11 protein-coding genes are annotated in these 12,256 nt (G+C 60.7%); 3 read left to right on the top strand and 8 right to left on the bottom strand.

Annotation, left to right across the window (positions count from 1 at the left end; translation table 11 throughout):
- The first annotated feature begins 154 nt into the window (after nt 1-154).
- On the top strand, nt 155-946 hold the full coding sequence (locus tag N5D61_RS17010; protein WP_279893615.1) for a substrate-binding domain-containing protein: 792 nt from the start codon (nt 155-157) through the stop codon (nt 944-946).
- A 51-nt stretch (nt 947-997) separates the two neighbouring features.
- Here N5D61_RS17010 and N5D61_RS17005 read toward each other — a convergent pair whose 3' ends face one another.
- Together N5D61_RS17005 and N5D61_RS17000 are read right to left on the bottom strand one after the other, a co-directional pair.
- Nucleotides 998-1,459, bottom strand: a complete 462-nt coding sequence (locus N5D61_RS17005) for a metallophosphoesterase family protein (RefSeq protein WP_279893650.1) — start codon at nt 1,457-1,459, stop codon at nt 998-1,000.
- A 9-nt stretch (nt 1,460-1,468) separates the two neighbouring features.
- Entirely contained in the window at nt 1,469-2,674 is a 1,206-nt protein-coding gene (locus tag N5D61_RS17000; protein WP_279893614.1) for an MFS transporter, read from the bottom strand.
- Nucleotides 2,675-2,945: 271 nt separating this feature from the next.
- Here N5D61_RS17000 and N5D61_RS16995 point away from each other — a divergent pair, with 271 nt between their 5' ends.
- On the top strand, nt 2,946-3,962 hold the full coding sequence (locus N5D61_RS16995; protein WP_108237970.1) for a LacI family DNA-binding transcriptional regulator: 1,017 nt from the start codon (nt 2,946-2,948) through the stop codon (nt 3,960-3,962).
- A gap of 99 nt (nt 3,963-4,061) precedes the next feature.
- Here N5D61_RS16995 and N5D61_RS16990 read toward each other — a convergent pair whose 3' ends face one another.
- The 6 genes from N5D61_RS16990 to N5D61_RS16965 all read right to left on the bottom strand — a co-directional run bounded on the left by N5D61_RS16990 (nt 4,062) and on the right by N5D61_RS16965 (nt 11,117).
- A complete protein-coding gene (locus tag N5D61_RS16990; RefSeq protein WP_279893613.1) occupies nt 4,062-4,799 on the bottom strand; it encodes an SDR family oxidoreductase in 738 nt (245 codons plus the stop codon).
- Nucleotides 4,800-4,801: 2 nt separating this feature from the next.
- Complete coding sequence (locus tag N5D61_RS16985; RefSeq protein WP_279893649.1) at nt 4,802-6,334, bottom strand: FGGY-family carbohydrate kinase; 1,533 nt, start codon at nt 6,332-6,334, stop codon at nt 4,802-4,804.
- Between the two features lie 50 nt (nt 6,335-6,384).
- Nucleotides 6,385-7,476, bottom strand: coding sequence for an alcohol dehydrogenase catalytic domain-containing protein (locus N5D61_RS16980; protein WP_108237967.1), 1,092 nt, complete (start codon nt 7,474-7,476; stop codon nt 6,385-6,387).
- 136 nt (nt 7,477-7,612) lie between these two features.
- On the bottom strand, nt 7,613-8,584 hold the full coding sequence (locus tag N5D61_RS16975; protein ID WP_108237966.1) for a ribose ABC transporter permease: 972 nt from the start codon (nt 8,582-8,584) through the stop codon (nt 7,613-7,615).
- A 4-nt stretch (nt 8,585-8,588) separates the two neighbouring features.
- A complete protein-coding gene (locus tag N5D61_RS16970; protein ID WP_108237965.1) occupies nt 8,589-10,100 on the bottom strand; it encodes a sugar ABC transporter ATP-binding protein in 1,512 nt (503 codons plus the stop codon).
- Between the two features lie 72 nt (nt 10,101-10,172).
- Nucleotides 10,173-11,117: a substrate-binding domain-containing protein gene (locus tag N5D61_RS16965; protein ID WP_108237964.1), complete on the bottom strand. Its 945-nt coding sequence runs from the start codon at nt 11,115-11,117 to the stop codon at nt 10,173-10,175.
- Between the two features lie 280 nt (nt 11,118-11,397).
- On the opposite strand from N5D61_RS16965, the gene N5D61_RS16960 reads away from it, so the two are divergent.
- Complete coding sequence (locus N5D61_RS16960) at nt 11,398-12,222, top strand: NAD(P)-dependent oxidoreductase (protein ID WP_108237963.1); 825 nt, start codon at nt 11,398-11,400, stop codon at nt 12,220-12,222.
- Nucleotides 12,223-12,256 lie beyond the last annotated feature (34 nt).

Here is a 12,256-nt window from a genome sequence, read left to right as displayed (position 1 = left end):
CCGGCACGCAAACCGAGGGAAACCTCACCACGCCCTCGTGCTCATGATCGTGCCGATTGTGCATAAAGGGATTTACACCTCCGACAATTGCCACATACTTGCCCGCGCCTTTTTTATTTCGTCAGCATCATTTTCAAAAGCCAAGGTCATCTTCATGAAGAAAATTCTCCCCTACCTTCTGAGCGCCGCCATCACCTTCATCCCGTCGGCCTTCACGCAGGCCGCAACCCCGGTCGCGCCCGTTCAACTGATCGTCCTCAGCTCCGGTGGCATCATGGGTGCGTTCAAGGCGGTCACGCCGGATTACGAACAACGCGTGGGCGTCAAACTTCAGGGCGAAGTCGCGCCGTCCATGGGCGCCACGCCGCAGGCCATCCCCAATCGCCTTGCCCGTAACGAACCTGCCGATGTGGTGCTGATGGTCGGGGCGGCGCTGGACAAGCTGATCAAGGACGGGCAGGTCGATCCGAAGACCCGCGTCGACCTGGGCAAATCCTACATCGCGATGGCCGTCAAGCACGGCGCGCCGCATCCGGACATCAGCACCATGGAAGCTTTCAAGCAGACCCTGCTCGACGCCAAGAGCATCGCGTATTCCGACAGCGCCAGCGGCGTGTACCTGTCACGGGTGCTGTTCAACCAGATGCACATTGCCGAACGCATTCAAGGCAAGAGCCGGATGATCCCAGCCACGCCGGTCGGTGAAGTGGTTGCCCGGGGTGACGCGGAAATCGGCTTTCAGCAATTGAGCGAACTCAAACCGGTGGAAGGTATCGACATCATTGGCCTGATCCCCGATCAGGCGCAGCAGATGACGCTGTATTCGGCCGGCGTGGTCGCCCGCAGCAAGCACCCGGAACAGGCCCGGCAATTTCTGGAATTTCTGAGTTCGTCTGCTGCGGCGCCCGCGATCAAGGCCAGCGGATTGGACCCGATCGCGAAGTAAGTCGGCGGCTGAGGCCGTTGGCGCGGTCTCTCCCTGGCGGCGCAGGCCGCCTCAGGTCAGATCCAGCTCGACCAATTCGCCCCGCACCGCGAGGCCATCGATGTGCAGGATTCCCACGGTGATCGGCAGTTTGAATCGTCGCGGCCCGGCACTGCCGGGGTTGATGAACAACACGCCGTGCCGTAACGCTTGCAGCGGCTTGTGGGAATGCCCCGTGACCACCACGCCAATGTCGGGCGGCAATGTCTCAGGGACATCGGCCAAAATGTGGGTCACGTAGATCCCGACCGACCCGACACGCACGGTGGCCGCGAAGGGCACGCTTGCCGCCCAGGCATCGTCGGTGTCGTTGTTACCGCGCACCACGGTCAGCGGGGCGATGTTCCTGAGCGCATCAAGGATCTCAGGCTTGCCGATGTCACCGCCATGAATCAGGTGATCGCAGCCCCGCAATGCGTCGACCGCCTGGGGGCGAAGCAAGCCGTGGGTGTCCGAAATCAGGCCAACCTTCACTGCCATCGCTCAACTCCCACTCGCCGCCAGTGCCGCCTGGCGAGACTGCACGCGCTTCATGCTGATCATCGCCAGCAATGCGACCAGTGCCACCAGCGTCGCAAAGAACTCGCCAACGTGGGGCAAGCCGAATGATCGGACGCTAAAGCCGACCGCCACCACAGGCACCGAGATGGAGATATACAACACCACGAAAAACGCCGACGTCACGGCCGCCTTCTGATGCGCAGGGCTGCAGGCGGTGACCGCGCCCATGCCCGCGCGCAGGATCATGCCTTGCCCGAGGCCCGCCAGCAGCCCCGCTCCCACCAACAGCAGCAACTGCGCCGTAGCAATGCTCAACCCCAGGCAGACCATGCCTGCGATCAACCCTGCGCAGCCCAGCGTCATATGCACGCCTTTGGGCAGCCATTGCAGCAACGCCTGCCCGAGGATCGACGCCACGAAAAACAAGCCGATCACTGCACCGATCAGGACCCCGCCCCGAACCTGCATGATATGCATCATCACCGAGGGCACCATGCTGGTAAACAATCCCGCTACGCTGAACCCGGCCAGCCCCGCAATCGACGCCGAGATGAACACGCCACGCACCGAGGCGGGCACCGAAGGTTTCTGTATGGCCAGCTTGAACCGTGGCGGGCGCTTTACCGTCTCGCGGATCACGGCAACGCCTAGCGCGGCCAGCAGGAGCAGCGCGAGATGAACGTAGAAAATCAGATGCAGCGGGTCTTGCAGATATTGGGAGGTGAACCCTGCCAACAATGGGCCGACGCCCAGGCCCAGCATGTTCGCTGCGGTGGCCACCAGCGTGGCGTTCTTCCAGGCCTTAGGCGCCAGTTCGATCACGGCGACAGTGGCGGTCCCCGTCATGATGCCAGCGGAAAAACCGGAAAACAGACGCCCCAGCAGCAGGCCCCCGATCGAATCGGACAGTAGAAAAATCACCGCACTGAGCGCCCCCATGAACAACCCGGCGAGCAGCATGGGGCGCCGCCCCACCTGATCCGACCAACTGCCGACCGCCAACAAGGCGGCGATCACGCCTGCCGCGTAGATCGAAAAGATGATCGTCAGCCAACTCGCATCAAACCCCAGCCGCTGTTGATAAATCGCGTAAAGCGGGGTGGGCAGCGTCGTGCCCACCATGGCAATCAGCAGGGCAGCCGCCGCGATGAGGAAATCGCGTGAGGACGTTGAATCGGGCGAGGTCATGAACCCTCCATGAACGGCAAAAAGGACACACAGTATTGGTCAATTCGATACCGGGCGCCCTGAAAGTTCTGCGAAGGTTGACCTGCTGCGCTTGAAACGGTGACCGAGCCCGGCAGACCAAGGCGTGTGAGCGCCCGAAAAACCGACAATGAAAACGTTAACATTTGCAGCGTTCTACTGAGCCGTTCAACCTGTCATCGTGCTAGCCTTAGCCCTTTAAGCGTCCATGCGGCCCTGCCGATGACGTCTCGTTCCAAGGCGCCCGGAATTCATGAGTAAAAAGACGCCCGTCACCATTTCCGACATTGCACGGCGAGTCAACATGACGCCGGTCACAGTGTCTCGTGCACTCAACAAACCTGACTTGGTCAAGCCTGCAACCCTGGCGCGGATTCTGGAAGTGGCGCAGGAGTTGGACTATGTGCCCAACGCTTTCGCCCGCAGCCTGAAGCGCAGCGAAAGTCTGATCATCGGTGTGATTACCGCGTCGGTGGATAACCCGTTCTACAGCGAAATGATCAAAGCCATCTCCCGTGAGGCGAAGAAGCACGGCTACACCATCATGCTGGTGGACACCGATGGCTCCGAGGAGTTGGAGCGCAAGGCAGTCGACACCCTGCTCAGCTATCGCGTGGCGGGCATCGTGTTGTCGCCGGTCTCGGACGAACCGGAATACCAGCCCAATTACCTTCATCGCTTGAGCAACGGCGACGTGCCCGTCGTGCAACTCGACCGCGCGCTGCATGGCAGCCCCTTCAGTCACGTGGTGCTCGACAACTATCACAGCGGGCTCAAGGGTGCCCGCTATCTGCTGGCGCAAAGTCCAGACATGCGTCGACTGCTGGTGCTGACGGGGCCGGCCCACTCACGGATTTCCGAAGAGCGCCTCAAAGGCGTGAAAGCGGCGCTGGCCGAAAGTGGCAAAGCGGTGCAGTTGGACATTCGAGTCGGGGATTACACCCTCGAACCCTCTTACCAGAGCACACTGGACTACCTGCGCGACAACACCGCACCGGACGCGATCTTTGGCTTCAACCAGTTGATCACACTCGGTGCGATGCGGGCATTGCGAGACCGCGGCATCGCCCACGACAGCCTGCCCATCTGCGGTATCGATCGCCTGCCCTTCGCGGATATTTTCGGCATCCCCATCGCATGTATCGCCCACGATGCCTCCCGGGCGGGAAGCAGTGCAGTCACGTTATTGCTCGAGCGTATTCAGGATCGCTACTTGCCCAAGGCGAAGGTGGTGATCGCAGGGGAGTTGGAGAACGGCACGGTCGGGTGAGGTCACCGCGGAGTCAACGAGGGCACGATCATGCCCGCCTGCTGATCTGCCCCACAGAGGTTATGGCCCCTCCCGGGTTTGAGAGGCAGCTCCACAGGGTTATCGACTGGTGTAACCCCCATCGATGGGCAGCGTGACCCCACTGATCATCGAGGCCGCCTCGCTCAGCAGAAACAGAATCGGTGCCGCCACTTCCGCTGTTTCAGCGAAACGGCCCAATGGAATGGCCGCCAGCGCCGGGTCGCGCTTGCTCGGCTCGCTCCAGGCCATCTGCGCCATGGGGGTGAGGGTAACCGTGGGATTGACGCTGTTGACACGGATCCCGTACCGGCCCCACTCGCCGCATTGCACGCGTGTCATGGCATCCATCGCGCCTTTCGACGCGCAGTAGCTCAGATGGTCGTCCAGTGCCACCAGAGAGGCCTGACTCGAAACGTTGACGATGCTGCCTTTCACCCCGTCCCTGATCATGGCTTTCGCCACCTGCGCGGCAACCAGCGCCGAGGCACGGACGTTGACCGCCATGACCTGGTCGAACGCCAGTGCGCTGACCTCGGTGGCAGCTTCCAGAATGGAAATGCCGGCGCAATTGACCAACCCGTGCATCGTGGGCAGATCATCGAGCGAAGCGCTCAGTTGCGCCTCATCCGCCATGTCCACCCGCAGGACACGGCAACCCTGCCCTTCCAGTTTCTGCAAGGCGGCCGGGTCACGGCCCATCCCGTACACCTCCGCGCCGCCGGCCAACAACTGCTGAACGACCTCCCAGCCGATGCCACTGCTGGCGCCGGTGACCAGCAACCGCTGGCCGCTGAAGTCAAAACGGACGTTACTCACATTCACGCTCCCTGCAGACGATGCATGATGGGTTTGAGCGCCGGGTAAAGCGCCACGTAATCGGCGAACAACCGCGAGTAGACGGCAACGTTGTCGGCTCGAGGTTCGGCTCGGCGCTCCAGTTGCACCCAGCCTTTGTGCACTTGGGCTTCGTCGACCAGCCCTACCGCGTGGGCCGCGAGAAGCGCCGCACCGAGTGCTGCCTCGACCTCCTGAACGATGGTGTACACGGGAAATTGGGTAACGTCGGCGATGATCTGCATCCACAGGTCCGAGTGACTCGCGCCGCCGACGACGATCAAACGGGGATCCAGCGACCGCGCGCCTTTGGTGCCCGCTTCGATGTTGTGGCGCAGCGCGTAGGTGACGCCTTCGAGCACCGCACGGTAGAGATGAGTCCGGGTGTGATACAGGTTGAGGCCGACAAAACTGCCACTGGCTTTCGCGTCCCAGACCGGACTGCGTTCACCCATCAGGTATGGCTGGAACAACACCCCGTCGCTGCCCGCCGGAATCTTCGTGGCGGCACGTTCCAGAATGGCGTGGCTGTCTTCGCCCGTCTCGCGGCTTTGGTTTTCTTCAGCCTGGCAGAACTGCTCGCGAAACCAACTGACGGACGCCCCGGCGGTGATTGCACCGCCAAAAATGTAAAGATCGCTCGCGCCATTGAAGACGTGGGGAAAACTCACCAGCCCGTGACGCGCATCGACCTGCTGATTGAGGTAGCCCCAACACATGCTGGTGCCGATCATTGCGACATGGTTACCCGCCTCTGTGACACCTGCGGCGAAGGTCGCCATGGCCGCATCGACCCCACCGCCGAGCAAAGGGGTTCCGGCCTTCAGTCCAAGGCGCTCGGCCCATTCCGGCAGCAAGCCAGCGACGACATCACCGGAATGCACCAGGCGCTCGGGCATCATCGCCCGGGGAATGCCCAGCGCATCCAGCATCTCGACCGACCAACGCCTGGCCTCGATATCGTAGACACCGCCGATATTGCCCGCCGAACTGTGGTCCACCGCCAACTCACCGGTGAGGCAATAGTTGATGTAGCTGTTGGGTGGCAATAGGTAGCGGGTATCCGCCCAAACGTTCGGCTGTTGTTCCTTGAGCCAGAGCATCTTGGTGAAGCCGTAATAACTGTCCACCCCGTTCCCGGTAATCGCGTACAGGCGCTCAAGATCCACGTGAGCCCGAACCCACTCCACCTGCGCTTCGGCGCGCCGATCCATCCAGATCAGGCAGGGGTAGAGCGGCGTGATCTGCGCATCCACCGCAATGCCGGAACCGCCGTACAGGCTGCTGACACAGAGCGATTTGACACGGTCCTTCGGCACCTGGCTTTTAGCCATGCAAGCCGCGACGCACACCTCCACCGCATCGAGCCAGACTTGCGGCCACTGCTCGGCCCAACGCGGCTTGGGCGTATCGACCTTATACGCGTGGCTGTGCTGCGCGACGATTCGCCCCTCGGCATCGACCAGCAATGCCTTGGTGCTCTGGGTGCCGATGTCGACCCCGATGACGTATTCCATCTTCACCCGCTCTCTTGTTAGGGGATCAGCCACAGGCGCCGGGCTGTCCGTCAGGCCCCAGTGACCGGCTTGAGCAGCACCTTGATCGACCGAGTCGAATTCGCCAGCTCGAACGCTTCGGCGAAGTCATCCAGGCCAAAGTCATGGGTGACGATACCCTTGGAGGTCACCAAGCCGCGCTCGAACAGGTCGATAGCGATCGGATAGCAATACGGCCCCAGGTGAGCGCCGCGCACATCCAGCTCCTTGCGGTCGCCGATGATGGACCAGTCGGCGCTGGTTTCGGCACCGAACACGCTGAACTCGACGAAACGGCCCAACTTGCGAATCAAGTCCAGGCCCTGTGTCACGCCCACCGGCACCCCGGTGGTTTCGATGTAGACGTCGCAGCCATAACCGTCGGTGAGGCCGTTGATGATTTCTTTGGCGTTGTCACGGCTAGGGTTGATCACCACGTCAGCGCCGAACTTCTTCGCCAGTTCAAGACGCTCATCGACCATGTCGATGACCACAAGCTTTTTCGGCGTTTTGAGGGCGGCTACCTGCACCATGCACAGGCCCAGCGTCCCTGCACCAGCGATCACCAGCACATCGTCGAGTTGCACGTCGCCGCGGTTGACCGTGTGAATCGAGCAGGCCATGGGCTCGATCAGCGCCGAGTCCTCCAGCGACACGGATTCCGGGATCTTGTGCACGATGGCAGTTTTCGGAATACGCATGTACTGAGCCATCCCGCCTTCGGCGACGTCCTTCTGGAAACCGAAGATGTTGTGCACCTCACACATCCAGTACTTCCCGGACTTGCAGAATTTGCACTTTTCGCAGGGGACGATCTGCTCGGCGATCACCTTGTCGCCGACCTTTACGCCGAAGTGCTCTTCGGCGCCCTCGCCGATGGAGTCCACATAACCGAAGAATTCGTGGCCCGGCACCACCGGTGCCTTGACCCAGGGGCTTTCGCCGCCCCAGAACATGGCCGCGCCGGAGTGACATTTGCAGTCGCTGGCACAGATGCCACACGCGCCGATGCGAATCACCAGTTCATTTGCACGGGCCACCGGCTTGCCGATGCGCTCCAGACGGTAGTCTTTCGGCGCGTGGCAGACGACAGCTTGCATGGTGTTCGTTGTGTTTTGTTCCATGTCGGTTCACCTGTTGAGGATGTTTGATAACCCGTAGGAGCGCGCTTGCCCGCGAAATGGACACGAATGATTATCCGAATCACCGCGTTATCATTCATCGCGGGCAAGCGCGCTCCTACATACGTTGTTGTTTCATCTATTTGTGCCGCTGCCGACTGATGAAAATCGCCAGCAGGATGATTCCGCCCTTGATGACGCTCTGTACGTAGGGCGACACGCCCAGCATGTTCAGGCCGTTGTTGAGCACGCCCAGCAACATGGCTCCCACAAGCGTGCCGATGATCACGCCGCGCCCACCGGCGATGGACGCGCCACCGAGCACCACCGCGGCGATAGCGTCCAGCTCGAAGCCAACCCCGGCGTTGGGCTGGCCACTCATCAACCGCGAGGACAGCACCAGCCCGGCAATCGCGGCAGTGAGGCCGCTGATCGAGTAGACCAGCAACTTGAAACGCGACGCACGCACCCCTGAAAGGCGCACCGCCTCTTCATTGCCGCCAATGGCGTAGACGTAGCGCCCGATACGGGTGTGTTGAAGCAGCACCCAGGCGAAGAGATAGGTCAGCAGCATGATCAGGATCGGCACCTGAATGCCGAACAACGTGCCGCGACCGAACCAGGCGAACCAGTCCGGCATGCCGGAAATCGGATAGCCATCGGTGTACATCAGGCCCAGGCCGCGAGCGATGCCCATGGTGGCCAGGGTGACAATGATCGGGGGCATTTTCAGGTAGGCGACGAATACCCCGTTCCCCACACCGAACCCTACGCCGATGAGCAACCCGATGAGTATCGCGATCGGCGCCGGTACGCCCGCCACCATCAGGCCGGTGGTCAAGGTGCCGGACAAGGCCATCACCGGCCCCACCGACAGGTCGATACCGCCCGTGAGAATCACACACGTCATGCCCACGGCGATGATCGCGTTGATCGAAACCTGCCGGGCAATGTTTTCCAGATTCGCGCCGGTGAGGAATTTGTCGCTGGCGAAGATCATGAAGATCGTCACCACCACCAGCCCGACGAAGGGGTAAAACGCCGGTGAGCGAAGCAACTGGGCGACATTGAATTTCGCGCTGGCCTTGGGGCGATCGGTTTGTGCGGTCATGGATTTAATGGACGTGTTCACTGTTCAGACTCCCGGTGGCATGGCGCATCACTTCTTGCGGGTTGATGGCCGATGACTCCAGCACGTTGACGATGGCGCCTTTGTTGAACACCGCCACGCGATCGCACATGCCGATGATTTCCGGCAACTCCGAGGAGATCATGATGATCGCGAAGCCTTGTTCGGTGAGTTTGCGCATCAGGTTGTAAATCTCCGCCTTGGCGCCGACGTCGATGCCACGGGTCGGTTCGTCGAAGATCAGAATGTCGCAGTGGTGATTGATCCAGCGCGCGATCACCACCTTCTGCTGATTGCCACCGCTGAGGTTGATGACGCGGCTTTCACAGGTCGGCGCCTTGATCGACAGCTGCTTCATCAGCGCCGCCGTGGTGGCGTCTTCCTTGTTCCGGTCGAGCAGGTGCGCAGCGCCTTCGTATTTGCCCAGGTTGTTCAGCGAGATGTTCTCGCGAATACTGAAATCGACGATCAACCCTTCGCTCTTGCGGCTTTCCGGCAACAGGCCGATGCCATTGGCGAGCGAATGCGCAGGGTCGCTGAGGTTGACCGGCTGGCCACGCAACACCACGTCCTTGGTGACAACCGGCAAGGCGCCAATCACCCCGAGGGCCAATTCCGTCCGGCCTGAGCCGACCAGGCCGGCAAACCCGAGAATTTCGCCCTTGTGCAAATCAAAGCGGTTGTGCGGGCCATTACGCGTCAGTTGAATGTCACGGACTTGCAGCACCACATCGCCCAGCGGCTTATTGGGCTTGGGTGGGAAACTGGCCTCGAGGCGTCGCCCGACCATCATCTCCACCAGCGTGTCGATGTCGCTGTCGGCCACGGTCAACGCCCCGACGTTGGCACCGTCACGTAGCACGCTGATGCGGTCGCACACTTGGAAGATTTCCTCCAGATGGTGCGAAATGAAGATCACCGCCACACCTTGGCTTTTCAGCTCACGCATGATGTCGAACAGCAGATCGGCTTCGGACGGTGTCAGCGTGGCGGTCGGCTCATCGAGAATCAGCAAGCGCGCATCCAGGGCAAGGGCCTTGGCGATTTCGACGAATTGCTGCTCGGCGACGCTCAGGTGCTCAACGGAACAGTCGAGGTTGATCTTCACCCCCAGCCGATCGAACAGCGCGATGGCTTTTTCGCGCATGTCCTTTTTGCGCAACAAGCCCAGCCCATTGACCCACTCATGGCCAAGAAAGATGTTCTCTACGGCCGTGAGGTAAGGGATCAGGCTGAACTCCTGGAACACGATGCCGATCCCGGCCGCGATGGCTTCGTTGTACGTTGCGAAATGCTGCTCGGCCCCATCGATGAGAATGCTGCCTTTGTCCTGATGTTCGACACCGGCGAGGATCTTCATCAGGGTGGATTTGCCCGCGCCGTTCTCGCCCAACAGCGCGTGGATCTCGCCGCGCTCGACCTGCAGATTGATCGACTTGAGCGCATGCACGCCAGGGTAGCTTTTACAGATGTTTTCCAGTTGCAGAAGGCAGCTCATGGGCACCTCGTCAGACCGCAGCTCGGCTGAAGCCGCACCGCTCGCCTTACCGGACGAGCAGCGACGTTTCGTTTACCAGGAAAAGGTTTTGGCCTTGGCCTGATCCACCAGCAGGATGTTGACCGGAAGGGTCGCCGGGACTTGCGCGCCCCATTTTTTGGCCAACGCCACGCCAAGGGCCAGACGCACCTGATCGCGTGGGTACTGGGCGGAGGTGGCGATGAACTTGCTGTTCGGCTTCTGGATTTCCTTCACCGCCTCAGGCGAGCCATCGACGCTGGTCAGCTTCACGTCCATGCCGCTGGATTCGATGGCGGCCAACGCACCAAGCGAACCGTTGTCGTTGACGCTGAACAGCCCCTTGAGGTTTGGCTGCGCCTGCAGCATGTTTTCGGTCACGCTGAGGGCCTGGTCGCGTTCCTGTTTGCCGTTCTGAATGCTGACAATCTTGATGTCGGGATGCTTGGCCAGTGCGTCCTTGCAACCGCGGACACGCTCCAGGATCGGCACCACGGCAATACCGTCGAGGATCGCAACGTCGCCTTTGCCACCGATGTTCTTGGCCAGGTACTCACAGGCCTCGACGCCCGCATCATAGTTCTTGGACCCCACGAAGGAGTCCAGCGGGCCGTCGGCCTGAGCGTCGACCGCCACGACGACCACGCCCTTGTCGTGGGCCTGCTTGACGGCGGACTGCACGCCAACCGAGTCGGTGGGGTTGATGATCAGGATATCGATGCCCTTCTGCAGCATGTCTTCGATATCGCTGATCTGTTTGGAAACGTCATGCCGCGCGTCGGTGACCAGCAGCGTCGCACCAATGCTGCCGGTCGCGTCCTGCAGGGCGTTTTTCATGGTGACGAAATAGGGGTTGTTGATCTCTTGGAACGACGCACCGATCTTCAGCGGCCCGGTCTTGGCGTCAGCGGCGTGCACGGAGAAAGACCCGGCGCACGCGACGGCTACGGCGAGAGAACACAAAACAGAGGAAAAGCCTTTTCTGAGGCGAGTTGTCATAGCGAAAAATCCCGTTGTTTTTATTGTTAAAGCGGAAATGTCATCGTTAACATTTTTGAAATTAGCAGAGAATATTAGGGTTCGCAACAGGCCGTCCCTGACCACATATCGGTTGACTCGGGCAAGGAGGTATCTCCTTCGATAGTTGCCGGGTTTCGGGGCGGGCCCTGGCTGTAGCCATCTGCGTTGACAAATTTCGTAACCGCTGCCGATAATCCAGCCCATGTCATACGACAACCGATAACACCCTTACAAGAACGTCAATATCAGGGCCCCTTACATGACTGAATCCGTCGCCCATTCCCCTTTCAACTGCATTCTGCTGACCGGTGCGGCAGGCGGGCTCGGTAAGGTACTGCGCGAGAGCCTGCGCCCTTACGCGCGTACCCTTCGCTTATCCGACATTGCCGAGATGGCCCCTTCGGATGGCCCTCATGAGGAGGTCAGGGTCTGCGACCTGGCCGACAAAAACGCGGTCGATCAACTCGTAGAGGGCGTCGACGCCATCGTTCATTTCGGAGGGGTGTCCACGGAGCACGCGTTCGAGGACATTCTCGGCCCGAACATCTGCGGCGTTTACCACATCTACGAAGCCGCTAGACGTCATGGCGTCAAGCGCGTCATCTTCGCCAGCTCTAACCATGTCATCGGCTTCTATCGCCAGGATCAGACACTCGACGCCGCTGCGGTGAAGCGGCCCGACAGCTATTACGGGCTGTCCAAGTCGTATGGCGAGGACATGGCCAGTTTCTACTTCGACCGGTATGGCATCGAGACCGTCAGCATCCGTATCGGCTCGTCATTCCCTGAAGCGCAAAACCGTCGCATGCTCAGCAGTTGGTTGAGTTACGACGACCTCACCCAACTGATCGAACGCGGCCTGTTCACGCCCAATGTCGGGCATACCGTGGTGTATGGCGCTTCGAACAATCGGACAGTGTGGTGGGACAATCGCCTGGCCAGCCATCTGGATTACCAGCCCAAAGACAGCTCCGAACAGTTTCGCGCAAAGGTCGAAGCGCAACCTGCACCTGCCGCCGATGATCCGGCAATGGTGTACCAAGGGGGCGCATTCGTTGCGGCGGGGCCGTTTGGCGACGACTGAGTGCCTGTGCCGCAGGCACTCTTTCCTCTACGGA

The organism is Pseudomonas sp. GD03842 (assembly GCF_029841165.1).
Lineage (GTDB): Bacteria > Pseudomonadota > Gammaproteobacteria > Pseudomonadales > Pseudomonadaceae > Aquipseudomonas.
Note: the sequence above shows the minus strand (reverse complement) of the source record. Positions and strands in the feature narration are given on the sequence as shown.

Coding starts and splice junctions, on each gene's coding strand:
- N5D61_RS16995 (WP_108237970.1), top strand. CDS start 2,946: ATGAGTAAAAAGACGCCCGTCACCATTTCCGACATTGCACGGCGAGTC.
- N5D61_RS16985 (WP_279893649.1), bottom strand. CDS start 6,334: ATGGAATACGTCATCGGGGTCGACATCGGCACCCAGAGCACCAAGGCA.
- N5D61_RS17000 (WP_279893614.1), bottom strand. CDS start 2,674: ATGACCTCGCCCGATTCAACGTCCTCACGCGATTTCCTCATCGCGGCG.
- N5D61_RS16980 (WP_108237967.1), bottom strand. CDS start 7,476: ATGGAACAAAACACAACGAACACCATGCAAGCTGTCGTCTGCCACGCG.
- N5D61_RS16970 (WP_108237965.1), bottom strand. CDS start 10,100: ATGAGCTGCCTTCTGCAACTGGAAAACATCTGTAAAAGCTACCCTGGC.
- N5D61_RS16975 (WP_108237966.1), bottom strand. CDS start 8,584: ATGACCGCACAAACCGATCGCCCCAAGGCCAGCGCGAAATTCAATGTC.
- N5D61_RS17010 (WP_279893615.1), top strand. CDS start 155: ATGAAGAAAATTCTCCCCTACCTTCTGAGCGCCGCCATCACCTTCATC.
- N5D61_RS16960 (WP_108237963.1), top strand. CDS start 11,398: ATGACTGAATCCGTCGCCCATTCCCCTTTCAACTGCATTCTGCTGACC.
- N5D61_RS16965 (WP_108237964.1), bottom strand. CDS start 11,117: ATGACAACTCGCCTCAGAAAAGGCTTTTCCTCTGTTTTGTGTTCTCTC.